At 57.4% G+C, this 25894-nt stretch carries 20 protein-coding genes and 1 pseudogene; 17 read left to right on the top strand and 4 right to left on the bottom strand.

Annotated features, from left to right (window positions below; all coding sequences use genetic code 11):
• The first annotated feature begins 130 nt into the window (after positions 1 to 130).
• The 16 genes from MK6180000_RS03085 (at position 131) to MK6180000_RS03005 (ending at position 20960) form a co-directional block, all read left to right on the top strand.
• Positions 131 to 913, top strand: coding sequence for an SDR family oxidoreductase (locus MK6180000_RS03085; RefSeq protein WP_138933402.1), 783 nt, complete (start codon positions 131 to 133; stop codon positions 911 to 913).
• Positions 913 to 2439, top strand: coding sequence for an aldehyde dehydrogenase family protein (locus tag MK6180000_RS03080; protein ID WP_138933401.1), 1527 nt, complete (start codon positions 913 to 915; stop codon positions 2437 to 2439). The genes MK6180000_RS03085 and MK6180000_RS03080 overlap by 1 nt, the downstream gene beginning before the upstream one ends.
• A complete protein-coding gene (locus tag MK6180000_RS03075) occupies positions 2432 to 3229 on the top strand; it encodes an ABC transporter ATP-binding protein (protein WP_138933400.1) in 798 nt (265 codons plus the stop codon). Before MK6180000_RS03080 ends, MK6180000_RS03075 begins: the two co-directional genes overlap by 8 nt.
• Positions 3222 to 4028, top strand: a complete 807-nt coding sequence (locus MK6180000_RS03070) for an ABC transporter permease (RefSeq protein WP_138933399.1) — start codon at positions 3222 to 3224, stop codon at positions 4026 to 4028. The genes MK6180000_RS03075 and MK6180000_RS03070 overlap by 8 nt, the downstream gene beginning before the upstream one ends.
• Positions 4029 to 4128: 100 nt before the next feature.
• Positions 4129 to 5130, top strand: coding sequence for an ABC transporter substrate-binding protein (locus MK6180000_RS03065; protein ID WP_138933398.1), 1002 nt, complete (start codon positions 4129 to 4131; stop codon positions 5128 to 5130).
• Between the two features lie 75 nt (positions 5131 to 5205).
• Entirely contained in the window at positions 5206 to 6147 is a 942-nt protein-coding gene (locus MK6180000_RS03060) for an ABC transporter substrate-binding protein (protein WP_138933397.1), read from the top strand.
• The gene (locus tag MK6180000_RS03055) at positions 6144 to 7328 is read left to right on the top strand and encodes an NAD(P)/FAD-dependent oxidoreductase (RefSeq protein ID WP_171054514.1); all 1185 of its coding nucleotides are present in this window, start codon (positions 6144 to 6146) and stop codon (positions 7326 to 7328) included. Before MK6180000_RS03060 ends, MK6180000_RS03055 begins: the two co-directional genes overlap by 4 nt.
• Entirely contained in the window at positions 7325 to 7585 is a 261-nt protein-coding gene (locus MK6180000_RS20980; protein ID WP_138933395.1) for a 2Fe-2S iron-sulfur cluster-binding protein, read from the top strand. The genes MK6180000_RS03055 and MK6180000_RS20980 overlap by 4 nt, the downstream gene beginning before the upstream one ends.
• Positions 7575 to 9023 (top strand): NAD(P)/FAD-dependent oxidoreductase, encoded by a 1449-nt coding sequence (locus tag MK6180000_RS03045; protein ID WP_138933394.1) that lies wholly within the window; start codon positions 7575 to 7577, stop codon positions 9021 to 9023. The genes MK6180000_RS20980 and MK6180000_RS03045 overlap by 11 nt, the downstream gene beginning before the upstream one ends.
• A 306-nt stretch (positions 9024 to 9329) precedes the next feature.
• Positions 9330 to 10190 carry a BrxR family helix-turn-helix transcriptional regulator gene (locus MK6180000_RS03040; RefSeq protein ID WP_138933393.1) on the top strand — a complete coding sequence of 287 codons (861 nt, stop codon included), beginning with the start codon at positions 9330 to 9332 and terminating at the stop codon, positions 10188 to 10190.
• A complete protein-coding gene (locus tag MK6180000_RS03030; protein ID WP_246040412.1) occupies positions 10174 to 12660 on the top strand; it encodes a sigma-70 family RNA polymerase sigma factor in 2487 nt (828 codons plus the stop codon). Before MK6180000_RS03040 ends, MK6180000_RS03030 begins: the two co-directional genes overlap by 17 nt.
• 4 nt (positions 12661 to 12664) lie before the next feature.
• Positions 12665 to 14167, top strand: coding sequence for an ATP-binding protein (locus tag MK6180000_RS03025; protein ID WP_138933392.1), 1503 nt, complete (start codon positions 12665 to 12667; stop codon positions 14165 to 14167).
• The gene (locus tag MK6180000_RS03020) at positions 14164 to 17052 is read left to right on the top strand and encodes a Z1 domain-containing protein (RefSeq protein ID WP_138933391.1); all 2889 of its coding nucleotides are present in this window, start codon (positions 14164 to 14166) and stop codon (positions 17050 to 17052) included. Before MK6180000_RS03025 ends, MK6180000_RS03020 begins: the two co-directional genes overlap by 4 nt.
• A complete protein-coding gene (locus MK6180000_RS03015; RefSeq protein ID WP_138933390.1) occupies positions 17036 to 18040 on the top strand; it encodes a PD-(D/E)XK motif protein in 1005 nt (334 codons plus the stop codon). The genes MK6180000_RS03020 and MK6180000_RS03015 overlap by 17 nt, the downstream gene beginning before the upstream one ends.
• 1 nt (position 18041) lies before the next feature.
• A complete protein-coding gene (locus MK6180000_RS03010) occupies positions 18042 to 19841 on the top strand; it encodes an AIPR family protein (protein ID WP_138933389.1) in 1800 nt (599 codons plus the stop codon).
• A 75-nt stretch (positions 19842 to 19916) separates the two neighbouring features.
• Positions 19917 to 20960: a hypothetical protein gene (locus MK6180000_RS03005; RefSeq protein WP_138933388.1), complete on the top strand. Its 1044-nt coding sequence runs from the start codon at positions 19917 to 19919 to the stop codon at positions 20958 to 20960.
• A 6-nt stretch (positions 20961 to 20966) separates the two neighbouring features.
• Here MK6180000_RS03005 and MK6180000_RS03000 read toward each other — a convergent pair whose 3' ends face one another.
• Complete coding sequence (locus MK6180000_RS03000; protein WP_171054512.1) at positions 20967 to 22499, bottom strand: DNA cytosine methyltransferase; 1533 nt, start codon at positions 22497 to 22499, stop codon at positions 20967 to 20969.
• 67 nt (positions 22500 to 22566) lie between these two features.
• Between MK6180000_RS03000 and MK6180000_RS02995 the strand changes: the two genes are divergently transcribed.
• Positions 22567 to 23145, top strand: a complete 579-nt coding sequence (locus MK6180000_RS02995; RefSeq protein ID WP_138933386.1) for a DNA mismatch endonuclease Vsr — start codon at positions 22567 to 22569, stop codon at positions 23143 to 23145.
• Here MK6180000_RS02995 and MK6180000_RS02990 read toward each other — a convergent pair.
• The 3 genes and pseudogenes from MK6180000_RS02990 to MK6180000_RS02980 form a co-directional block, all read right to left on the bottom strand.
• Positions 23085 to 23792 carry an IS6 family transposase gene (locus MK6180000_RS02990; protein ID WP_138933385.1) on the bottom strand — a complete coding sequence of 236 codons (708 nt, stop codon included), beginning with the start codon at positions 23790 to 23792 and terminating at the stop codon, positions 23085 to 23087. The genes MK6180000_RS02995 and MK6180000_RS02990 overlap by 61 nt on opposite strands.
• A 122-nt stretch (positions 23793 to 23914) precedes the next feature.
• Positions 23915 to 24047: pseudogene (locus MK6180000_RS20555) on the bottom strand (IS6 family transposase); the annotation flags it as partial.
• Positions 24048 to 24231: 184 nt separating this feature from the next.
• A complete protein-coding gene (locus tag MK6180000_RS02980; RefSeq protein WP_138933384.1) occupies positions 24232 to 25875 on the bottom strand; it encodes an ABC transporter ATP-binding protein in 1644 nt (547 codons plus the stop codon).
• Between the last annotated feature and the right edge of the window lie 19 nt (positions 25876 to 25894).

Here is a 25894-nt window from a genome sequence, read left to right as displayed (position 1 = left end):
AGACGCCCTTAAAGTTTTTGTATGCAAGTCACATACAGGATGCTAGCCTGATTCTCGAGTTCTGGCTATCCCGGGTATCGAACAGACGTCCGACAGCCAGATTTCAATAGTTGGGATGGGGGGGGCGATCATGGACCTGGGGCTGACTGGCAAGCGCGTTTTAATCACTGGGGCATCGCAAGGGATTGGCGAAAGCGCCGCTGAAGTATTCGCCGAAGAGGGTGCAGTTCTACATTTGACTGCGCGCAATGAGGTCAATCTCAAGCGGATTGCCGAACATCTGCACGACACATATGGCACCGAAGTTTCAACTTATCCGATGGACTTGGGCGGCGGTCAGGCACCGCTGGATCTTGCTGATGCCGTGGGTGACGTGGATATCTTAATCAATAATGCTGGCGTTATTCCTGGTGGCAATCTTTTTTCCACGGATGACGCGACCTGGCGCGATAACTGGGATCTAAAGGTGTTCGGATACATCAATATGTGCCGGGTCTATTACGCGCGCATGAAGGCTGCAGGTGGTGGTGTAATCATCAACGATATCGGCAACGCCGGCGAGCAGTTTGATCCCGACTACATTGCCGGAACCACCGGAAACGCCAGCCTTATGGCGTTCACGCGCGCCCTTGGTGGTCGCAGCCTTGAGGATAGTATCCGCGTAGTTGGTATCAACCCCGGCCCTGTCGACACCACCCGCATCTACAAGCTTCTCAAGCGGCGCGCTGTTGATTGGTACGGAGATGAGGCTCGTTGGGAGGAGTTGCTGGCCACCTATCCGCTCAAACGCCCCGCCAAAGTGCGCGAAATTACTGATCTGATGGCGTTTCTAGCTTCGGAACGGTCGGGCTACACTTCGGGCGCGATCCTAACTGTGGATGGCGGTATCGCCTCACGCGCGTCGATCATCTGATGGGTAATCTTGCCGCATTCCGTCCCTCGCTGGACCCTCTCTCCGAGCAGAGCTTTCCGTTACATATAGGTGGGCAGTGGTGCGCGGCGGCGGACGGTGCGAAGCGCGAGGTGCTGAACCCGGCTACCGGTGCCGCTCATTGGGCTGTGGCTGAAGCTGGAAAGGCCGATGTGGCCCGCGCCTGCGACGCAGCACAGGCTGCTTTCCCCGCATGGGCGGCGTCAACTACTGACACGCGGGCAAAAGCCTTGCGAGCTCTGGCGCAAATCATCCGCGAACGAATGGGCGAGTTGGCCACACTGGAAGCGGCAGTTACAGGACGTCCCATCCGCGAAATGCGTGCTCAGATGGGCCGCATTCCCGAATGGTTTGAGTATTTCGCAGGTATCGTACTGGGGGTTGAGGGTAGTTCAAACGCGCTTCAAGGCGAGTTTTTGAACTATACCCAGTACCGTCCACACGGCGTTTGTGCATTGCTTACCCCATGGAACCATCCGATCCTAATCCTCTCCAAGAAATTGGCCGCCGCCCTTGCAGCCGGCAATACGGTGGTGGTGAAACCATCTGAACTGGCGCCGGTGACACCGCTTATCCTCGCTCAGTGGGCTATTGAGGCGGGATTTCCAGTCGGCGTTTTTAATGTGGTGACGGGCGGTGCCGAAACTGGGGCGACGCTGGTGGCTAACGACCATGTCGCGCATATTGATCTGACCGGAGGCACCGAAACCGGCAAGCGCGTGGCCGCCGCCGCAGCAGCACGTCTTGTCCCTTGCGCTCTGGAACTGGGCGGCAAGACGCCCGTGATCGTGTTTGATAGCTCGGATCTAGACGAAGCCGTCGCAGGAGCGCTCTTCTCTGGCTTTGTGGCGGCAGGGCAGACATGCGTTTCGGGCAGCCGCTTTTTGGTGCAACGCAGCGTTTACGACACCTTCGTCGAAAAACTGTCGGCACGGGTGGGAATGCTCCGGCAGGGTGATCCCGCGGACCCCGAAACTGATATCGGCCCGGTTATCTCGGCCCGCTCGCGGGATCGCTGCATGGAATTTATCCGAGGCGCACAGGCCTCTGGCGCACGCTTGGTCGCGGGCGGGCAGATGGGTGAGTTGCCAGAGGGGTTCGAAAAGGGATTTTTCGTCCCACCCACTGTCTTTGCTGATGTAACTCCCGACATGGCGCTGTTTTGCGACGAAGTGTTCGGCCCAGTGGTCAGCGTCACCCCGTTTGACGATGAGGCGGACGCGATCCATCTGGCCAATGCCGGGCCTTTCGCTCTGGGCGCGTCAGTTTGGACCCGCGACATCCTATTGGCACACCGGGTGACCGGGCAGCTGAATGCAGGCGTTATCTGGATCAACGACCATCACAAGAACGATCCGCGCGCGATCTGGGGCGGATCAGGGGCCAGCGGCTATGGCCATGAAAACGGCTGGGATGGGCTGTTGCACTACTTGATCAAACGCTCGGTCACAGTGCGCACGGCACAGGCATTTTCGGACTGGTTCGGTGGAGGGCAGCGCTATGGATAGCACGATTGTGGTGAATGATCCCGCCGTTCTGGTCGAGAATCTGACGCTGATCTACGAGAGCAACAATCAACGCATCGAAGCGCTGCGCGACGTTTCTCTGATTGTTCCCAAAGGTAGCTTTATTTCGCTAATTGGCCCGTCGGGCTGCGGGAAAAGCACACTTTTGCGGGTGCTAGGAGACCTCCTGAACCCAACCAATGGGCGCGTTTTGATCAACATGCGAACTCCACGCGAAGAGCGGTTGGAGCGCAGGATCGGCTTTGTCTTTCAGGAGCCTGCGCTGCTGGAATGGCGCAACATTCTGGACAACGTCATGCTGCCGCTGGAACTGCGCGGCACATTGAAGGCCGAGCGTTTGGCTAGCGCGAATGAACTCATGGACATGGTAGGCCTGACCGGCTTTGAGGATGCCTATCCTCGCCAGTTGTCAGGCGGTATGCGTCAACGGGCGGCGATCGCGCGGGCATTGTCGACCGAGCCCGACATTCTGCTGATGGACGAACCTTTTGGCGCGCTCGATCAGATCACCCGCGACCGACTGAACATGGAGCTATCGCAGATCCATGAGATGACCGGCATCACCGTCGTTTTGGTTACGCATTCGATCCGCGAGGCGGTGCTGCTGTCGGACAGCATTATGGTCATGTCGCCGCGTCCAGGGCGCATATCACGCATCATCACCAACGATACCCCACGCCCCAGAACGTTGGAAAGCCGCAACAGCGACACGTTCGAGTCGCTGGTGCGCGAGGGCAACCGCGAGCTTGAAAAGGGCAGTGCTGATGACTGACACCATGACACCCCGCAATTCGAAAAGCACAGCAACGCGCGTGGCAGCCAGTGTCGGACCGCCATTGGTCTTGCTGACGGTGATGCTGATCGTGTGGGAGGTGGCATGCCGATGGCTGGACATCGCCGTCTATATCCTGCCCGCACCCTCGGATGTATTTCTAGCCTTCACCAAGCATAGCGGGCCATTGCTCTACCATACTGGTATCACATCGATTGAGGCGGTTTCGGGCTTTATCATCGGTTCAGCTCTGGGGGCGATCCTTGGGACGGTCTTTGCATATTCGCGGTTCCTCGCAAGAGGGCTGCTACCATTTATAATCGCGGCCAACACGATCCCTGTCGTGGCCATCGCACCAATCATCATCATCTGGTTCGGCCATGGCGTCACATCGAAAATCGCAGTCACCGCGTTTCTATCTTTCTTTCCGCTGGCGCTGAACATGATGAAAGGCCTGCAAAGCTATGACCGAGTGGTGATGGACGTGTTCTACATCGCGGCCGCCAGTCCTTCGCAACGGTTCTTGAAAATGCGACTGCCCAATGCGCTACCTTACGTCTTTGTCGGGCTGAAACTGAATGTGACCTTCTCGGTCATCGGCGCAATCGTGGCAGAATTCGTGCAAGCGGACAGAGGGTTGGGCTTCGTCATAATGACTGCCTACCGGTCGATGGGGATGCCGCGCCTCTGGGCGGCGATGCTGTTGTCTGCACTGTTGGGTATTGTATTTTTCCTGATCATTGCGCTGCTGGAACGAATTTTCGTGCCGTGGCACGCATCTATGGATGAGACTGACTGACAGACGCTACTAATCGTGAGGCAACGACAAGATACCCAAACAGGCAAGACCCTACGCGAGGCAAGAAACGGCACTACAACAATCAGGGAGTATCAAGATCATGCAGACCAAATCTTACTGTCTGGCCGCACTGGCCGCCACGGCAATATCGGTTGCCGGTGTGTCTCAGGCCGAATCCATCCGCTTGGAATGGGTTATTCAGGGCCAATTTGCCGGCCCCATCGTCGCGCTCGACAAGGGCTACTTCAAAGAAGCAGGCATCGACATGACCCTGCAACCCGCAGGTCCCGACCTCAAGCCGACCACCATGGTTGCCACGGGGGTCGACTCCTTCGGCATCGGCCACCCGCATCAGGTGATTGCCGCGCGCTCGAACGACGTGCCGCTGGTCACGGTTAGCCAATGGGGCCAGAAATCCGCCACGACCTATGTGTCGCGCAAGGAAGCGGGCATCGAGACGATGGCTGACATGCCCGGCCATTCTGTCGGCCTGTGGTTCGGCGGCGACGAACTGGAGTTTCAGGCAATGCTCAAAAGCGCGGGCATCGAGCAGTCCGACGTCAAGATCATTAGTCAGGGGTATGACATTGTCAGTTGGCTGAACGGCGATTACGACGTGATGCAAGTGGCGCGCTACAACGAATTGCTTTTGGTTTACGCAAACGGTTATCCGCCGGAAAAGCTGAACTATTTAAACGCCGAAGATGCGGGCGTGACCTTCGTCAGCGGCGGGCTGTTCACCACGGAAAAACAAATTTCTGAAAACCCTGAGATGGTGCAGGCTGTCGTTTCGGCTAGTTTGCGTGGTTGGAAAGAGGCATTCGAAGATCCCGAGGCCGCTGCCGACATCGTGATGAAATACAACACCGAACTAGAGCATGATTTCCAAGTTGCTCAGATCAAGGCGATGAACGACATTGCCTGCGCTGGCCCGTCGCTGGAAGGCAAATTTGGCGCATCCGAAATGTCGGATTGGGTAACCGTGCAGGGTATCTTGCTGGATGCCGGGTTGATCGATACCGAGACCGATCTGTCTAAGGGCTTTACCAATCAGTTCGTCGATGAAGCTCCGGCCGAATATCGCGATATTCCCTGCGAGTGAGGAGATGCGACACTACCGGTCAGGCCGCGTCATGTGCGGCCTGCCCACCTCCAAGGTAGCACGGGGCGACCAGAGATGAGAACAGTTCGTATTAGGCTTTTGTGGCACAAACAGGCGCAGTTCGCTGGCTATCTGCTGGCAGAAAAGCTGCAACTGGCGCGTAAGGCGGGGGTTGAAATCGTCTGTGAGGGACTGGATTTTTCCTGCAAGCATGTCGCGTCCATCCTGACCGGGCAGGCCGAAATGGCCGTGGCCAGCCCCGCACATCTGTTGGAGTCAGCTAGTCCTGATCGGTTACGCTGGCTGATGACGATCCAGCAGAAAAGTCCACTGGTCTACCCTGCGCGCCGCTCGGACGGCATTTCTAAGCTGGTCGATCTGCGGGGCCGCAAGGTTGGCGTCTGGCCCGGCGGCGAAGATTTGGAATTTCGCTACATGTTGCATCGCTCCGGGATCGCCGATGCCGATGTCGAGCGGGTAGAGATGCGCGATACGGTCACGCCTTTTCTCAATGGTGAAACTGCGTCGGGGCAAATGACGGTGTATCATGAACTCCACGCGGTTGAGGATCGCATCATGGCGGATGATCTTGTTGTTTTTGACGCAACAACACTCTATTGCAGTATCCTCAAAGACGGCTTGGTGGCCGATGCCGCGCTTTGCCGTGAGGCGCCCGAGGTGGTGCAGGCAGTTGTCGACGCAGTTCTCGAAGGCTGGACTATTGCTATAGAAGATCCCGAACAGGCTCTTGATGCTTGCTGCGAGGCTCGTCCTGACATGGGTCGCAGTTCGCAGGCCCAGCAGTTGCAACAAATACTCGACCTATCGCTGATTGGCGCCACCCGCACTCATGGCCTTGGCTACCCCGATCTGGCACATATGAACCAAGCAGCAGAGGCGATGCGTTGTGTCGAAGGTCACGCGCCCGATACCGGCCCACTGCGCGATGCACGGTTTTGGAACACCGCGCCCAAGCGCTTCCGCCGCACGCAATGGCCCTCGGAGCCGCGCAAATGACGCCCCTGCCAAAATCGGCGGAAGTGGTCGTTGTCGGTGGTGGCGTAATCGGCGCATCCATATCGCTTGCACTGGCCGAAGCGGGTGCAAAACCCGTTCTATTGGAGGCTCGCGCGTTTGGCGGGGCTGTCACCGGCGGCAGCCTCGCCGCGATTGGCACACATATGCACGGGCGCGAAGAGTTTGGCATTTTAGATTACGCCCGCGACCGCTGGCGGGAACTCTCGGATGCGTCACAGGATGGAATTGAATACACTGCCTGCGGCAAAATGGGCTTTATTCTGACCGATGCAGCGCTTGCGGCAGGTAAAACGCTTGTCGCACAGGAGAAATCCCAAGGTGCGCGCGCCGAATTGCTTATGCCTGAGCAAGCGCAACAGTATGAGCGACTGCTAGGTGGCCCAATTCTGGCGATGACCTACGATCCTGATACCGCCACAGTGAACCCTTTTCACGCGGTGCGCGCCTTGATGCTGGCAGCGCGACAGGCCGGAGCGCAATTGTTTGAGAATACGCCAGTCGCACGATTGCTGGTTGAGGCTGGTCGCGTCGTCGGGGTCGAGACGTCGACGGGTGAACGCGTTTCGACGCCCCACGCTGTGCTGGCCTGCGGCCCGTGGACCACGAAACTAGCCGCAGATCTGGACCTGAACCTGCCCATTGAGCCGCGCCAGGCGCAATGTCTGGCCTCGATCCGGCAACCGTCCGGCACGCTGCGCCAAGTGATCAGTTCGTGTGAGGCCAAGGGTGGTGTGGACAGCGGATATACCCAGATCCAACAATCCCCCAGCGGTCAGATTCTCTTCAACACTGTGACCGCACTAGCCCCCACGCCCAAAGGAGCAGAGGACCGGGTGGGCGAGGTGCAGCCGGGTTTCGTAGTCGACTCAGTGAATACCCTGTTGATGCTGTTTCCTGCATTAAAAGATCTGCCAATCCTGCGCTCTTGGGTGCGGTTCGAGGCTGTAACGCCAGACGCACGCTTTCTGGCCGGGCCCGTGCCAGTGCCGGGGCTGCACGTCTGCGCTGGCGACAATGGATCAGGCTTTTGCCGCGCGCCGCTACTGGCACAGTTCATCGCTGATGGCGTTACGGGCAGGCAAACTCTGCCTGTCGCTCTGCAACAAAGGGCAGCACAGCTTTATGACCCATTGCGGTTCATGGATGGGCAAAATGTATGAGTAAGACCATTGAGATTTTTGTTAACGAAGCCTCGGTCTCCTGCGCGCCGGGCATCCCGCTCAGTCAAGTGCTGAGCCAGCATTTTACCGCATGGCGTCACAGCCCCCGCCTAGGTCAGCCGCGAGGCATGTATTGCGGTATGGGGATATGTTTTGAATGCACTGTGCAGGTGGATGGAATTCCGCGCCGATCATGCCTAGTCGACACCGCCGAAGGAATGACGGTCACAACCGAGGGGGGCGCGCATGCCTGTTGAGCGTCTCATATGCGACGTGGCGGTCGTGGGCGCTGGCCCGGCTGGACTGGCCGCGTCACTGGCCGCTGCAGCGGCCGGAACCGAAGTGATTTGCGTCGATCAGTTCCCCCGTGCGGGCGGCCAATACCACATGCAACCCAATGCGCCCGACACTCCGTTTGCTAAGACTGAGCAGGTGCAACAGGGGCTGCAAGCCATCCGCGCTTGCGAAGCCGCAGACGTACGATTTCTAACGGGCGCGGAGGTCTTTTGGGCCGAGCCGCCCAAATCGTCGGGTGAGCACTTCAACTTGTACATCCAGCGCGATGGTCGAGCTATTATTGTCGAAGCAAAAACCCTTGTTGCAGCCAGTGGCGCGATGGAACGGCCAATGCCATTTCCTGGGTGGACCTTACCTGGCGTGATCGGCGCAGGCGCGGCGCAGCGGCTGCTGAAAACCTCGGGTGCGGCATGTGCTCTGCCGTTCAAAGGCAAGACGGTGCTGGCTGGGACGGGACCATTCCTTCTGGCAGTAGCTTCCACATTCGCCAAAGCCGGGCAGAAAATAGATCATTTCGTTGAGATGCAACCCGCAGCGCCGTTGAAAAAAGCGCGCGCGATGCTGAGGCACCCTTTGCGCCTGCCGGACGCGGTCGCGCTGTTGCGCGATCTGTCCCGCACTGGCGCTCAGCGACACATGGGCGCGATCATCACTCGCGCCATTGGGACCAGCAAAATCGAGACGGTCGAGATTGCACCGCTCGGGCCGGACGGAGCGCCTGACCTGCGCCGCGCTGTCTTGGTCGAAGGCGTTGGCGCGCTCTGTATAGGATATGGGTTTCAGCCCGTGATCGATCTGACCACGGCGCTGGGAGCGTCACATTCCTATGACCTTGCCCTTGGCGGATGGCATTGCACGACCGACGCATTGAGCTGTGCAACTTCGCTTCCGCGTCTTTATGCGGCGGGCGAAGTGACGGGCCTCGGTGGCGCGAACCCGGCGCGGCTGTCTGGTCAACTTGCGGGGTTGCACGCAGCAGCGTTCTGTCAGGGGAAAAACCCTGAAAGAAATGGTACCGCGACCCAGCTCGCCACGAAATTGCTCGCGTTCCGCGCCTTCGCCGCGACGCTAGCGCAGCTTTATCCTATGCCCGAACGATTTCCATTGCCTCTGGTTGGCGATGAGGTTGTCTGCAGGTGCGAGGATGTAACGCTGGCCGAGATTAAGACCGCCATCGCCGACGGCGCACACGAGAATTTTGCGGTTAAGATGTGGACTCGCGCCGGCATGGGCTTGTGCCAGGGTCGCAACTGTGGAGCGGGCATAGCGGCGGCGCTGGCGGAATCGGACATCGACCCCATAACCGCAGGCTACAACCGTAGCCACTTTCCTTTGCGCCCCGTTTCAACGTGTATCGCTACAGCGGCGTTTGCGTCTTCATCCGAAGCGAAGGCTTAAACGTAGGTATCGTTAGACGAATGCGAACCCACCTATGCAAGGTGAATGTCGCTGTCGTGGTGTCAGACGAATGCGAACTCGTCTCAGTTTTCGGTATCGGCAATCTGTTATGCCGCACAAAGGTCGCGCCACTCGGCAAGAGCAGCGGTAAGCAACCCACCTCGCCCCTTCCAGGACGGTGGAACGGCATAAAGGACAATCATTCTAAGCATTTCGATTGAATACGAAATGACTCCCCGCTAGCGTATGATCAGCACATAAAATGGGCGCGCATATTAATTAAACGCGCTGAGTCGGGAGTGCGAAGTGGATAGTGACAAGTCGGAGCTTCGTTGGGGAGTTGCGCAGCGCCTCGAATTTATCGAGTTCCGATTGTTTTGGGAGGGGCATGTAAACCGCAGCGACTTGATGGGGCAGTTCGGGCTGTCGGTGAACCAGGCGTCCGCCGATCTGAACCGCTATGTCGGTTTTGTACCGAACAACATGGTCTACGATAAGAGTGCGCGGACATATGTCCGGGGACCGGACTACGCCCCACACTTCCTGAAACCTGACGCCAGCCGCTACCTCGCACAGCTGCGGTCTTTGGCTGACGGCATCATGGACAGCGACGATACCTGGATCGCAGAACTGCCATCCTACGATGCTGCACCAACGCCCGCCCGTGGGGTGAACCCCGTCACTCTAAGATCAGTTGTCGGTGCTATCCGTCGATCCGAGGCCATTGAGGTGAAGTATCAGTCCCTCTCGCGGCCCGAGCCGACCTGGCGGTGGATCGCGCCCCACGCCATCGGGTTCGATGGATTTAGATGGCACACCCGAGCGCTCTGCCTAGCCGACGGAGCGTTCAAGGACTTCCTGCTCTCACGGATGCTTGAAATACGTGGGTCGCGAGGGAGCGGCGTGCCTGCGGAAGATGATCGCGACTGGAACACACGGGTCACTTTGGAGATCGGGCCCCACCCCGCGCTTTCGGAAACCCAGGCCAAGGTCATCGCACTCGATTACGGGATGCGTGGGGGGAAGACGAAGATCAAGGTCCGGCGCGCTCTTCTCTACTATGCGCTCAGGCGTCTCGGGCTTGATACTGATCCCGGCGCAAGGAAGCCGCAGGATCAGCAAATCGTGCTTCTCAATAGGGAGGCCATTCATGAAGATACTGGATAAATTGTCCCGTATTCTCGGCAGTCGTGCCCAGCTGACGAACGAACCCGAAAGCCACGTTCTTGACCCTTTCGAGATCCGGCTGATAGCCGAAGGAAAGCTCGAGAGGCTTGCCGTTTTTGCTGCATCTGCTCGCCTCCATTCGGCCGACCCGAAGGGAGATACGCCACTTCACTTGGCAGCGCGGACGGGAAATCTTGCGCTTTGTGATCTCTTCATTCGCTCTGGCGCCGATCCCGATGCACTGAACCATGAACGGCAGACACCCGCTGACGTGGCGTATGCAGAGGGCCATAGGCTAGCATCGCAGCTTCTGTCTTCGCTTGTTACGAACTCGCTGGAGTTCGAAAGCCTCGAAGCGCGCGAGGAGAGCCCAATCCTCGAGACTACTGCGGACATGATCGAGGCCATTCCCCTAACTCATCTCTCAGTAGTCAATGAGACACAGCCGGATGACGTTGGTCGGCGTCGCCAGGAGATGAGCGCGGACACTTCTTGGACTGACGACCGGGTCGAGCTTCTGACACGGATGTGGTTCGAGGGCCGGAGCGCGAACCAGATATCGAGGGAATTGGGCGGGGTAAGCCGCAATGCAGTGCTGAGCAAGGCGCTTCGTCTCGGCTTGTGCGAAAAGGAGGGTGCGGAAACTAGCAGCTCCGAAATAATTAGCGAAGTACCCCCAGATGTTGCCGCGCAGCCCTCTGCGGGGCCAGAGCAACGGCCTAGCCCGGAAATTGCGCAAACTGCGGCGGCACCTAACCAGCTGGATGACCTTGACGATTTGCTTAGTTTCGAGGCCGAGAAAGAGCCAGAGGAGTTCTTCGGCGAGTCCGCGAGCGAAACGGTTTCGGGGACATTTGTCGCGCTCGTCAGTCCGGCACCTGTGGTTTCGGACGATGAAGACGGAGATTGGGATCTTGACCTTTCACCTGCATCTATTGCCGGAGAAGGCATCGGTGCCGCCGCCGCCGCAACCACGGATCATGGCTCAGAGCATGACTTCCTGAAGGTCCGCAACCGCGGGCGCCAATCGGTCAAACGCGCCGTCGTCCAGACCGGCACGCGACTGTCGATCGATCCGGAGATTTGCATCACTTGGGCCGAGGAAACTTTGGCAAAGGGGTGGTGCTCATTCAGCGAAATCGGGAGCCTCGTCGCACTTTGCGAAGGCAATGGCGATCTCGAGGAATTACGCACCAATCTCTTGCGCAACCTGGAGGCTGCAGGTTTTGGCCCGGTCGATCAGAGTTCCAGGCATATTTTCGGGCTCTGGGAGGCCAGATCGGACATATCCTCCGACGAGCTGGCTGAAGCAATCGAGGCAGCCTTAACGCGATCGATGCGGCTGCCTGGAACGCAACGCTTCGTCATGGACAAGTCCGACGAACTGCAACTGCTGGATCCCATGATCCGGGCAAAGCAAGAGCTTCAGCTGGGAATTCTCGCCTCCGAAGCTGCCGTCCAAACGATCCTCGATGTCGTCGACAGCATCGGGGGTGGGGTCCGAGACCCAGGTTCCGTCTCACTGAAGACCATTATCCCCTCACGCCCCGGCCACGCCGAGACGGCCGAGGTCATGGCAGCTGCGGAAGCCCTTAAGTTCTGGCAGGCAAATGGTCGCGTGTTGGACGGTAAACGGCGAAGGCAGGCGCTCGCCGCGCTCGAGTCGTTCGATCTCTCTCTGGCTTTCCACAAGGAGCTCGTCAGCTCGCTCGAACAAAGCAATGCTAACCCAGAGCATGCCAACTGGCTGGATGCACAGATCTCGGCTTTTGAGGCCGCCAACGAGCGCCTCATCCACGAGCACCTGTCTTACGTGCGGCGCTTTGCTGCACGGAACGTGGAGGAAGGCGAAGACTCTGAGGACGTCTTCCAAGTGGCTTTCATGGGTCTCCAGCGTTCCACACGGCGCTTTGATCCAGAACGCGGTTATCGTTTTGTTGTTTACGCTTCCTACTGGATGCGGCAGGCCATCATGCGATGGCGCGCGGACGAAGGCGCAGCGATCCGTATCCCCGTTCATCGGAAAGAGAAAATCGCGAGGCTGGATCTCGCTATGGAAAAGCTCGACGTCCGGGCTGACGGCACTGTTTCCGACAACGATCTCGCCGTGGATCTGGAATGGACCACTGACGAGGTGAGTCAGTTTCGCGCGATCCCCCGCGAGGCCGAGTATCCCGAAAGCATCGACGACTGGGATGAGATATTGCCCGAACAGCAGGACGCGAATGCCTTCGATCAAGCAGAAACCGAAAGTATCATTACGGACGCCCTGGCTGAACTGCCGGAGCGTGAAGCTGATGTGATCCGGATGCGCTTCGGGATAGGACGCGACGCCGACATGACCCTTGAGGAGATCGGTCAAATCTATGGAGTGACACGCGAGCGCATTCGACAGATCGAGGCAAAGGGCCTCGACCGTCTTTCCCATCCCGGTCGCAAGCGTCGCCTCCAGGAATTGCTAGGGATGTAATGGCATGGGTGTAAGAAATGCTCCTCCTCATCCTGGCTCGATGCTCGAATCCCTTCGGGGGCTCGGCTACGCGCCTCCTACTGCACTTGCCGATCTGGTCGACAATTCCATCGCTGCGAACTCAGGCGAGGTGGCCATTCATCTCGAATGGGCTGGTCCGGAGAGCTGGGTAAGGATCGTTGATGACGGCGACGGCATGGACGACGCGGCTCTGGAGGCAGGGATGCGGCTCGGCGCACGCGATCCGCGGGCAGAACGCGCCGCCAGCGACCTCGGGCGCTTCGGGCTGGGCCTGAAGACAGCAAGTTTCTCGCAGGCTCGACGACTGACTGTAGCCAGTCGGCAGAATGGCGGACCTGTCGTGTGCCTGCGCTGGGATCTTGACCTCATTGGTCAAGAGCCGGGCGCCGAATGGCCACTCTTTGAAGGGCCTGCGCAAGGATCTGAGCATCTGCTTGCGCCGCTTGAGCAGATGGACCACGGCACCATCGTCCTCTGGGAGAAGCTGGACCGTATCGTGACCGATGGCTTCGCCGCCACTGACATGATCGAGCTCGCCGATCATGTCGAGGCGCACCTTGCGATGACATTTCATCGTCTCTTGGATGGCCAGCAGCCCAAGCTTCGCCTCCTTCTCAACGGTAGAGGTATGAAGCCTTGGGACCCATACCTGATGGGACATCCTGGCAAGGCACTTGAAAGCCCCGAGTATCGAATCCTCCACACCACGGGTGTGACGGTTCAATGCCACGTCCTGCCGCATCGCGACATGCTTAAGCCCGCCGAACAGGAAATCGCCGCTGGGCCCGAAGGTTGGACGCAGCAGGAGGGTTTCTACGTCTACCGCAACAAGCGTCTACTTCTCGCTGGGGGCTGGCTGGGCCTGGGCGATGGAGGCAAGCCATGGCCGCGAGATGAAGCCCACAGGCTTGCCCGAATCCGTCTCGACATACCGAACAGCGCGGACGCCGAATGGAAGATCAATGTCCTGAAGTCGACAGCCAGTCCTCCGGTACGTCTGCGGTCTCAGCTTCACCGTCTGGCATCAGAAACGCGAGATACCGCGAGACGGGTCTTCGCCCACCGGGGTCACATCACGCCTGTTTCGGGCACGCGCTCGAACGCTGGTGCTGAAACTTGGCAAGTGCGCCGCTCCGCACAAGGTACATCCTACCGGATTGCCCGTGACCATGTCCTCGTCGCCTCGATCCTGAAGCGCGCCGGATCGCTCAAGCCGGACATCCTCGCTGTTCTCAGGCTCATCGAGGAGACAGTTCCAGTTCAGCGCATCTGGCTGGATACCGCAGAAGACAAGGAGACGCCGAGGACAGGCTTCGCCGGGGCACCCGACAACGAAGTGATGGAGACGCTGTCCTCGATGTTTGAAGCACTCGTGGAATTTCGTGGTCTCAGTCCTGGTGAGGCACGCGAACGGCTCGGTCGCACGCCCCCATTCGACAGGCACCTCGATCTGGTTTCATCCCTTGAAGTGAAAGATAAACAATGACGATTTCCAATCAGAAGGCTTTTGATTCAATACTCTCGATGGCGCAGAATATGCTTCGCCTCGCCGCAGAGCGGGCTCAGAGCCCAGTCACGCCAGAAATGATCGAAAAGGAGCTGACCAAGCTCGCGATTATGATGGAAGACGATTTTGCCCTCGTCGATCGGGACGCTCTCGTTGACGAACTGATCCGTCGATCAAGCCGCACCGTTGGCCAGAATGCCACCCTCTCAAGCGGAGAGAACCATATTCCCTGGCTCGACGCTGAAAGAAAAAGGGGCTGGACATACTGGCAACGCTACTCCGAATACATGGAGACGCGTATCCCGTGGACGGCCCTCGACGCCCTCGACGTTGCCACCGATGAAGTCCTGTCAAACCTCGAGGATCCGATCCGTGAAGGCGCTTGGGATCGTCGCGGTCTGGTGGTCGGCCACGTGCAGTCTGGAAAGACCGGGAACTACACTGGTCTGATCTGCAAGGCTGCCGACGCCGGTTACAAGATCATCATCGTGCTTGCCGGTCTGCACAATAACCTGAGAGCTCAGACCCAGATCCGCCTCGACGAGGGATTCCTCGGCTTTGCCACGATCGCGGATGCCGATGAGCTTCCCGCGGTCGGGGTCGGGCTGATCGACAACGACACATCCGTCCGTCCCAATGCCGCAACTAATCGAAGTGACAAAGGCGACTTCAATACGGCTGTCGCCGCCAAAATGAATATCAGTCCCGAACAGCGACCGTGGCTGTTCGTGGTCAAGAAGAACAAGACAGTCCTGGAGCGCTTGCTACACTGGATCCGCAATCGCGTCGCCAATCACATCGATCCCGTAACAGGTCGCAAGCTGGTCACCAATTTGCCAATTCTTGTGATCGACGACGAGTCCGATCATGGTTCAGTGGATACGGGCGAAGACGTCGTGGATGATTTTGGCAATCCAGATCTCGAGCATCAACCGAAAACCATCAACAGGCTCATCCGGGCGATTCTGCACCACTTCGCACGCAAGGCGTACGTCGGCTATACGGCGACACCCTTTGCAAACATCTTCATTCACGAGCGAGGTGAAACGCAGGAGCACGGCCCCGACCTGTTCCCCTCGGCATTCATCACCAACCTTTCGGCACCATCGAACTACGTCGGACCGGGGCGCGTGTTCGGATCCGCTTCAAGCATGCCAGAAGACCTGCCACTGGTGCGCACATTATCAGACGATGAATTCCAGCCTTGGATGCCTAGCAAGTCGACAACGTCGCCCGAAATGAAGCCGCACAAGAATGGGCATCGGCCACTCTGGAAGGGCGAAGATCGCGTGCCGGACTCGCTCGCGGAAGCGATCCGGTCATTCGTTTATGCCTGTGCCATACGGAAACTGCGCGGAGACGGTGCCAAGCACTCTTCCATGCTCATCCACGTGACCCGCTTCACCTCGGTGCAGAATGAAGTCTTCAATCAGGTAGCCTCCTACGTGAGGGACATGAAAGGCCGATACACCCGCGGTATCGAACTCGCTTCCCTCGAAGAATCGATGCGCGAGGAATATGAAGCGGCCTTCCTTCCCGGCATGCGAGGGATCCGAGATGCCCTTGTCGAAGGAGAGACGCTGGAAGACTTCTCATGGACAGATATTCGTGACGTTCTGCCGGACGTTCTGTCGGACATTCGCGTGCGCGAGATCAACGGCACGGCGAAGGACGCTCTTGATTATGCCGAGAATGACGCCACCGGCCTGAAGGTTATCGCCATCGGTGGCGACAAGCTGGCGCGTGGTCTGACGCTAGAGGGTCTCTGTACAAGCTACTTCCTGCGAACCGCACGCATGTACGACACACTTATGCAAATGGGTCGGTGGTTCGGTTACCGTGACGGCTACCTCGATGTCTGCCGCCTATATACATCCCAAGAAATGGTGGAGTGGTTCGGTCATATAGCCGATGCAGCCGAAGAGCTACGCCAAGAGTTTGACAATATGGTTGCGGCCAGTGCTACGCCCAAGCAGTTCGGCCTGCGCGTGAAATCCCACTCCGTGCTAACTGTAACATCGCGGGCAAAGATGCGGAACGCGCGCGCGATGCAGCTAACCTATTCCGGCGATCTGCTGCAGACCATCGTGTTTCCGAATCGGAAGGACGACATCGCGGCAAACTTCAATGCCGCGGATCGCTTCATCAGCGCACTTGGCCCATCGACGGACCTAAACCGCCAACACTTCGTGCCCGACGGTCAGAAGTGGAACGGTCACCTGTGGCGAGATGTGTCGGCTCTAAGCGTGATCTCGTTCCTCCGTGAGTACAGGACCCACGCGGCCAGCTTCCGGATCATGAGCCCACTGATCGCAGACTTCATCGAGGAAATGAACAAAGATCAGGAACTTACGAACTGGACCGTGGCCCTGATCGGAAAAGATCAGCCCGGAACAGAAAAGTCGGTTGGTAGCGCGTCGGTCAAAATGTTGGATCGCCGCAGAGCAGCTGAGCATGCGGATCGATACTCTATCAAAACTCTCATTTCCCCCCGCGATCAAGCCATAGATCTGACAGAGGCAGAGTGGAAGGCCGCCCTCGAACTCAGCCGAAAAACCTGGCGCAATGATACGGATAGGAACGAAGGTAAGGAACCACCGTCCGAACCCAGAGGTCCGCAGATCCGTCACGTTCTCGGAAACGGCGTGGTTGAAGCGAGTATTCCGGCTCGACGAGAACGCGGCCTGCTGATGCTCTACCTGCTCGATCCTGCCGGTGCTGAGGTGCCAGAACTCGCAGATGCCCACCCCGTAGTAGCCTGGGCAATCAGTTTCCCATCGAGCACTTCCGAGAGAAGGGTCTCTAACTCGAGGTACATCGCCAACAGCGTTCTCTGGGGAGGCCTCAATGACTGGGTGGAGTGAAGAGGGGCTTGCACGGGCATGGAGAGCGCTCGCCCGCCAGGAAGCCAGTGAAGACTGGCGCTTTGTTCACCTCACCGGGATGGGCGCTGTCTCGGTTGAGGCAGGCTGCCACTTTCCCCTTGGACGAGAAGCGTTGATTGTCTCCTTTCCCAGCTCGTGGTCAGTGAACCCGGCACGGCTGCCTGAAGGCAAGGGATTCGATGTCGCCATTATCGAGGGTCAGACTGTCGTTGCTGGAAAGACGGCCATCGCCTTGATGAGACGGCCGGAAGGGTCGCCGGACATCTTCGCAATCATGGTCATCGATGTCTTGCGAACACTGGAAGCCGCAGCCGGCACGCCCAATCGTGATATGATAGAGGCCTTCCTTGAACGGGTCCGGGAGTGGCAGGCGTTCATGGCGCGAACGCACCGGCCTCTCTCACCCGATGCACAGATCGGCCTTCTCGGCGAATTATGGATGCTCAGATTGCTCGCGGACACCTCCTTGGGAGCCGGTGCTCTCGACTGCTGGCAGGGACCATTGAGGGCGGCGCAGGATTTTCACGTACGCGGCGGTGCGATCGAAGTGAAGAGCACGGTTCGGACCGGCAGCTTCCTTGCCCGGATCAATAGCATAGAGCAGCTGGATGGTAATCGGGCGCCCATTTTTCTTTGTGGGTTTCGATTTGAAGAAAACACGGACGGTTTTTCGCTCGTCGATTTTGTCTCCGAACTCCGCGAGAGATTTAAGCATGCTGGAGTGCAACGCGGCTTCGAAGCCTTGCTGATGGTGATGGGGTACCTCGACGAGCATGCGCCGCTCTATGGCCGAACGCTGACATTGAAGGATACGAGGGGATTTCGCTCGGAAGGTGACATGCCGCGCCTCACGCGTGCTGCCCTGCCAGTCGCCATCCGTTCAGCTGCATATGTGCTCGATCTCGATGCTCTGGAAGTCGCCTCCGTCGGCATTACCGATCTTATCAACGAATTTGGACTAGAATGACATGAGCCTTGAAGAATTTCACCACAATTTCCGATCTGACCTGCAGACGATCATCGCCGAACGCGTGGCGGATGGTGAGGGCCCCTTTCCTTCGGAGGAACTCGTCTTTGCCGAAATGGTGATGGAGCATGTGGCGGAAACCGGGATCTGCGACGCGCCGACCGTTTGCCATTGGAACGGCAAGGTCGGCAACGCCAGACTGCGCATCACCGGTTATGCCCTCAGCTCAGATGAAACGGCGCTCGACCTGTTCGTGACCCACTATTTCGGGACTAACGAATTGAACGATCTCCGCGACTCAGATGCCACTGGAACCGCCAGTGAAGGCGTGCGTTTTCTCTTTCGCGCTGCAAGCGGCCAGCTCGACACGAAGATTGATCCTACCCACCCTGTCAGGGACCTCGTTGCAACCATCCGTTCCCGATGGAACGAAATCGATCGACTTCGGGTGTTCGTGATCACAGACGGGCGAACCAAGACCAAGCGGTTCTCGAACAAGGAGGTTCATCAGAAGATGGTGGCCGTCGAGGCGATGGACATCGAGCGGCTGTTTCGACACACCGAAGGAAAACCAAGGGATGAACTTGCAGTCAGTTTCGTTCAGTCGCTAGGTCGACCGCTGCCCTGTGTCCACGTCCCTGACCCTGACGCAGATTACGAATACGCCCTGACAGCTATTCCCGGGCAACTTATTCGTGATCTTTATCTTCGTTACGGTACGACGCTGCTCGAAGCCAACATCCGCACTTTCCTGGGAAACAAACGTGCGGTGAACAAGGGCATAGTCGAAACGCTACGAAAGGAACCGGAGCACTTTCTCGCGTTCAATAACGGCCTTGTCCTAGTTTGCGACGAAGCTGCGTTCGAGCGTTCCGATGACGGCAATTTGGGTCTGTCATTCCTGAAGGGGCTGCAGATCGTGAACGGTGGCCAGACAACCTCGAGTATCTATTTCGCGTCGCGCGACGACCGTACCATCGATCTGAGCCATGTCATGGTTCCGGCCAAGATCATCATTCTCAAGGGCTCTCAAGACGAAGCACGTGAGCGGTTGATCAGCAACGTCTCGCGTTATGCAAACAGCCAGAACGCGGTGAAAATGTCGGACCTCTCGGCAAATCGTCCATTCCATCGAGAGCTTGAAAAACTAGCAAACGACACTTGGTGCCCGGATGGCGCTACCCGTTGGTTCTACGAGCGGGCGGCTGGCGCCTACAACGTCATGCTGCTGAGAGAGGGCACCACACCTGCCAAACGTCGCAAGCTGAAGGAGATGATCCCACCAAGGCGCAAACTGACCAAGACCGACATTGCCAAGTACCATGAAGCTTGGCGAGGTAAGCCCAATCAGGTCGCTCTTGCCGGCGAAAAGAATTTCAAAGCACTGATGGACGCTCTCGATGATAATCCAAATCTCGTTCCCAGTCCACTTGATGCAAATTGGTTTCGCGCGATGATTGCGAAAGTCATGATTTTCAAGGCGATCGAAAGCATGATCAAAACAAAAGATGCAAAAGAGATTTTTCGTCAAGGCTATGTGAACATTGCCACCTATGTCGTTGCCGTTGTTTCGGAAAAGCTCGGCGATAGGCTCGATCTTCAGCAGGTCTGGATGCGGCAGGGGATTTCCGGCGGTTTGCGCGACCTGCTCTGGGACTGGGCGGTGATCGTGAACGCGGAGTTCAACCGGATCGCCCCGGGACAGCAGTTCTCGGAAGTGGCGAAACGGGCGGATACGTGGGTGAATGTCAGGGCTGCTGAATTTCCAGCGCCGCATGGTTCAATCCAGGAACTTCGTTGAATAAAATGCTTGGGCTTTGGGTTCATATGAATCGTTAACAAAGCGAATTGTGAAACCTGATGTGGAGAAGCTCGAGTGATTTTGTGGAGAAATGCAAAGTCATTGTTTCGACGGATTAGACGGCGATCGATATCTGTTTCGAAGCACAAGACGGATCATGAACTCCCTGTTCAGGGAGCCAATGGAAGAACCTCAAGTCAGACCGCCAGTCTCGCTCATGTTGGCGATGAAGCACCTGTTCAAAAAACTGCGAATGCAATTAATCTCGCTCACTCGCAAAGCCCAATTCCGGAAGATATTCAACCACTGGATTTTGAAGTCGAGCTGAGCGCAGAAGATCATTTTATTGCCCAAAAGGGGTTGCAGGCGCGAGGCACATTTCAAAAGGTTGACGTAGTCCGCTGGGACCACGACGAAGAAGACTGGAGCCTCGAAGATATCGAGTTTGCGTCAACCGCTAACTCGATAGACACTGGTTTTGCGAGGTCACCCACAGAAGACCAGCAGCACCAAGAAACTTCTGAATCTCAAGGTAGGTCTTTTCAACACCTAGAAGCATTTGTGCGCCTAAAAGAGTTTGCGTTGCGTCGGCGCTGGCTGTCCGCGGCGGCGGCGCTTGATAAAGCATCGCGACAATCAGCACCGCTCTCGAAGCGAGAACGAGCCGCGACTGAGCATGTACTAAAAGTCGCAGGCACATTCGCCCGACACCGGTCCGACACGGACCTACTTAGAAAAGCTTTGTTCAATGCTGAGAACCCGGAAGACGAGGTGGAACTGGAGTATCCGAGCGCGCGGCCCGAGAAAGCTCCCGCTTCGAAAGTTACTGCCCGTATCACCCCTGACAGCAAGGACAATACGGAAAATGGAATGCCCACGCAGAAGGAAATTAGCTCTTCTGTTCTTCGGGTGCGTCAGGTCGCTGCAGAACGAAACTGGTTGTCGCCCAAGTCAAGCCGCGCGCTCGCTAAACTCAGCAACAAAAAAGCCGTCTTAGGACGTTCTGAAACGAATGCCTTAAATTACCTTTTGGGTCGTTTTGATGAAATTTCAGAATTGATGATCGACGTTAGAAATTTGAGAAAGCGAATTGGAGGCAAGAGCGAGCGGCGCGGATAGAGGGAATTAGCCCAACGCGATCTGAAGCAGTTTCGCAATATGCCGAGCAAGAAACGGCGGCACCGCGTTTCCAACCTGGACGTACTGCTGGGTCCGGTTCCCCAGGAAAAGGTAGTCGTCGGGGAAGGTCTGCAGCCGGGCGGCCTCGCGAACTGTCAGGCTGCGGCACTGCATCGGATCGGGATGGATGAAGTAATGTCCATCCTTGGAGATATGGCTGGTTACCGTAGTCGCGGCTGCTTCGGCCAGTTGGACTCGAAATCGGTCATTGAAGACGCCGCTGTGCCAGTTCCGATGGGCCGGGCTGAGCGTGATCGGAAAATCAGCCGCCTTTGGGCTATAACCGCGCACTGCCCCGAACACAGCGGCGAACAGATACCGTCCAAGATCCGAGGGCATGTGCCCGCGCGTTTCGTGCTGGGCAATGGCGCGCAGTTCTGGCCGCTCAAGCCAGCGCAGCAGTTCATCGTTCGAGGTGCCATAGCCATCTGGCAGGGAAGACGCCGTCCGACGGCTCGGCGCTCCCGACTTCATTCCCTTGGCAACGGATGAGAATGCCTCCCGAAGTGGGGCGTTCTCCTTCCCCTTATGGGTTTTGGTCAGAAGTTTCGCCGCTTCAATGACCTCTTTTCGCCACGCCGATGAATCGTCCCGACCACGACTAATTCCGCTGCGCAGCTCGGGCATCGTCCCGATTATGTCGCTGACCGTCCGCGTCAGACCCGAGACAGCAATCTCGGCGCGCGCAGCCTTGCCCGAAAGGTCGGACCGAATTCCGACAATGATCACCCTGTGGCGCCGTTGCGGGACCCCGAACTGCTCGGCCCGCACGATGAAATCAGACGGTCGCCCTGCTTCTTGCAGGCTGGCTTTTCCATCTTCCACCCGAACAGCCAGCAGCTCGTAGTGATGACCGTGGCCCGTGCCGAGCGAGGACAGATCCTCCATCAGCATCTCGAAGACAAGTCGGCTTTCGACAGTCGAGGACAGCATGCCCTTGACGTTTTCCATCACGAAAGCGGCGGGACGAAGCCTGTCGAGCACGCGGATGTACTCTCGGAACAGGTAATGCCGCTCATCCTCTTCAGGCACATAGCCGATCTTGCCCTTGGCCCGGGCGCGCCCGACCAGGGAATAAGCCTGACAGGGCGGTCCGCCGATCAGAATCGTATCGTCATGGTTTTTGCGCAGCTTCGCGATGGCGCCGTCAATTGCCGTCGCAGCTGCCTCAGTGCCGAGCTCGAGTGCACGAGCCTCATCAATGGCAAGCTGCCACGCTTCGGCGTCGACTGCTGACCAATCCGGCTCGGGGACAAGCCCCGCGTGGAAATCGATAAACTGATCGGGCAAGGTGCCGTAAAGCGCCCGGTATTCACGCAGGAATGCGCGCAGCGTCAGGGTGCGATGGGCCGATGCCTCTTTCTCGACCGAGATGCCGATCCGGAACGGCACATGTCCGTCCTCGACCAGGGAGGCAAATCCCTCGCCAAGTCCGCCTGGACCGGCGAACAGATCGACAATGCCGAAAGTGGCTGACAAATCAGGCTCCTGACGAAATTCATTCAGTCGGTGTATACTAGGTTCCAGATCGAAGACCAGGGTGCACGTGACCGATATCGTAGACAAACAGACCCGTTCCCGGATGATGGCCGGGATCAAGGGGAAGGACACGAAGCCCGAACTGGTGCTTCGGCGGGCGCTTCATGCACGCGGCTTCCGTTACCGGCTGCATTCGAAGAATGTCCCCGGGCGACCTGATCTCGTGTTTCCGAAGCATCACACAATCGTCTTCGTGCATGGCTGCTTTTGGCACCGCCATGAGGGCTGTCGTTACACAACCACTCCATCGACGCGTCCAGAATTCTGGCAGGCGAAGTTCGACGCGAATGTGACCCGGGACGGCGCTGTACAGGGCCAGTTGTTAGAGGCAGGATGGCGGGTCGCAACGGTGTGGGAGTGTTCACTGCGCAAGACTGACCAATTGGCAGCAACGGTCGAGCTTCTTGCAGCATGGCTCCGCTCCAACGGCAGGCAGCTTGAAGTTGGCGAAATGGACATCAAGCATTCTGAGGGTGCTGTCAGACCAATTCGAACTCGTCTCTGCAAGGGTGGCGTGCCTGCCTGTTATGCCGCGCCGAGTTGGCGCCACTCGGCAAGAGCAGCGGCGCGATTCAGCTTGAAATAGGGTCGACTTGAGAGGCTGCGTTCATGATTAAAGTGGTTATAGACGGAAGCGTGAACGGCGGCGAATTTTTGCAAACTTCGCATGCGTCTGAACCGAAGCATGGCCCGTTCTCGCCTTCGAAATGGCTGGTGTGAATTCTCAGCCCGGTTGTTGAGCCATCGGCCGGTTTCCTGTCTGTCTACGTTGCCGATGACCTTCATTGCCGCGCCGTAGGAACGCAGCATGTCGGTGACGAAAATATGTGCGCGACCATGGCGTTTCATGGTTTTCCTAAGAAATTTCAATGCTGCCTTGCGATCACGGCGCTTTGTGACAAAGCTTTCCAGGACTTCCCCTTCATGATCCACAGCCCGCCAAAGATAGTGCGTCTCGCCGTTGATCTTCACGAACACCTCATCCAAGTGCCACTGCCAATTCGAGTATGCACGCATCTGCTGCACTCGTTTTCTGCGGATTTCAGCGGCAAACATCGGACCAAATCTGTTCCACCAAAATCGAACAGTTTCGTGGCTAATGTCGATGCCGCGTTCGTGCAGAAGGTCTTCCACGTTCCGAAGCGAAAGCGGAAATCGAAAGTACATCATGACGGCCAGACGGATGATCTCTGGGCTCGTCTTGAAGTAACGAAAGGCGTTGCGTTTTGTCATCACGCGACGCTAAGTGCTCGCCCTCCCCGCCTCAACCGGTTTTGCTCTGACAGAGCCGGACTGGGGTCGAACCTTCTCTAGTCCGTAAGTCATTGAATTTAAATACACTGTCGCCTTGTCGATATCGATACGGCGTTTGCGCAATACATCCTCCACATTTCGAATAGACAGCGGAAATCGGACATACATCATCACCGCCAGGCGAATGATTTCGGGGCTGGTTTTAAAGTACCGAAACGGAATGTGTTGTGTTATCCGGCGAAGTAAGGCGACTGCCCAACACGCCTCAAGCCATTTTGCTCTGACAGTGCCATACAGGGGAATTCTCCAGCGTACGCTTCGCGTTGGCCGGGTCCTTTCTCATCGCGCCAATTCTGGACAGTATCGGGCCGTTTCCCGGGCAGAAGACGCGGTCGGGTAACCTATTGGCAGGGGCAAGTTACTGATTTTTCTGATTGAGGAGATTTGCTTGCAGTTCTTTTCGATGTTGCAGCACGTTTGTCAGCCAGTGAGGGTCCATTTCGGGGACCGAGGACAGCAATAGTTCCGTGTATTCATGATGTGGCGGGGTCAGAATTTCGTCGCGGGTGCCCTGCTCCACGACCCGCCCCTGATGCATGACAACAATTTCGTCGGAAATGGCTTTTACCGTTGCCAGATCGTGGGTGATAAACAAATATGAAACCGCCAGATCGTTCTGAAGATCCTGTAGCAATTTAAGAATGCCTTCGGCCACCAACGGATCCAGCGCCGATGTGATTTCATCACACACGATAAGCTCGGGCTCAGCGGCCAGCGCGCGGGCGATGCACACCCGCTGCTTCTCGCCCCCGGATAATTCAGACGGATACCGATCAAGATAGGTGTCGCCCAGTTCGATTTTCTCAAGTAGTTCAGCGACGCGTTGATCTTTGGTATCTTCGGTCAAGCCGAAATAGAAAGCCAGCGGTCGCCCGATAACATCTTTGACCTTCATCCGCGGGTTAAGGGCAACGTCTGGCATTTGATAGATCATCTGTATGCGGCGAAGTACATCCTTGGGGCGGTCCCTGAACGAGGGGGCAAGAGGTTCGCCTTGAAAGCTGATCTCGCCCTCATCTGGTGGCAGCAATCCGGTGATGACGCGCGCGGCCGTTGATTTGCCCGAGCCAGATTCTCCCACCAAGGCTACGGTCTTACCTTGTGTTAGAGTGATACTGACATCATCCAGAATCTTCACCCCCCTGCCATAGCTGGCCGAGATATTTCGCAGGACAAGAACTTCGCGATTTCTGTCTTTCGGTTGCAATTTATCTTTGTGGATGTGGTTTACTGACACCAATGCGCGTGTGTACTCCTCTCTGGGATTTTCGATAATCTGACGGGTTTTGCCGGTTTCCACTTCGCCGCCATTACGCAGAACCATGATGCGATCTGCAATCTGCGACACGACGGCCAAATCATGACTGATATAAAGAGCAGCCGTATCATAATTGCGAATGGCATCCTTGATCGCAGCCAGCACCTCGATCTGGGTTGTGACGTCGAGCGCGGTGGTGGGCTCATCAAAAATAATCAGGTCCGGATTGCAGGCCATGGCCATCGCCACCATTGCGCGTTGCAATTGCCCGCCCGATACTTGATGAGGATAACGGTTCCCGATTTTCTCCGGGTCGGGCAGGTCCAGAACCTTGAACAGGTCTTGGGCGGATTTTTTGGCGCGTTTATAATCCATTACGCCGTGGAACACCGGCGTTTCCGTGAACTGCTGCATCAATGTGTGCGCCGGATTAAAAGCGGCGGCAGCACTCTGCGCCACATAGGCAATCCTGACGCCCCGCATCTTGCGAAGCTTCTCTTCAGGCGCGGTGGTCATGTCGATTCCATCGAACATGATCGAACCGCTGGCAATGCGGCAACCGGGCCGCACATGTCCCATGGCGGCGATGCCAAGGGTGGATTTTCCGGCTCCGGACTCGCCAATCAAGCCCAGAACTTCGCCTTTTTTCAGGGTCAGCGAAACACCGCGTACAATGCGATTCCACTGCTCGTCCTGATATCCTTCGACAACCAGATCCTTGATCGCCAGCAATGGGTCAGACATTGAATTTCCTCGTGGCTTG

The organism is Roseovarius arcticus, assembly GCF_006125015.1.
Lineage (GTDB): Bacteria > Pseudomonadota > Alphaproteobacteria > Rhodobacterales > Rhodobacteraceae > Roseovarius > Roseovarius arcticus.
This window is presented reverse-complemented; position numbering and strand designations above follow the sequence as displayed.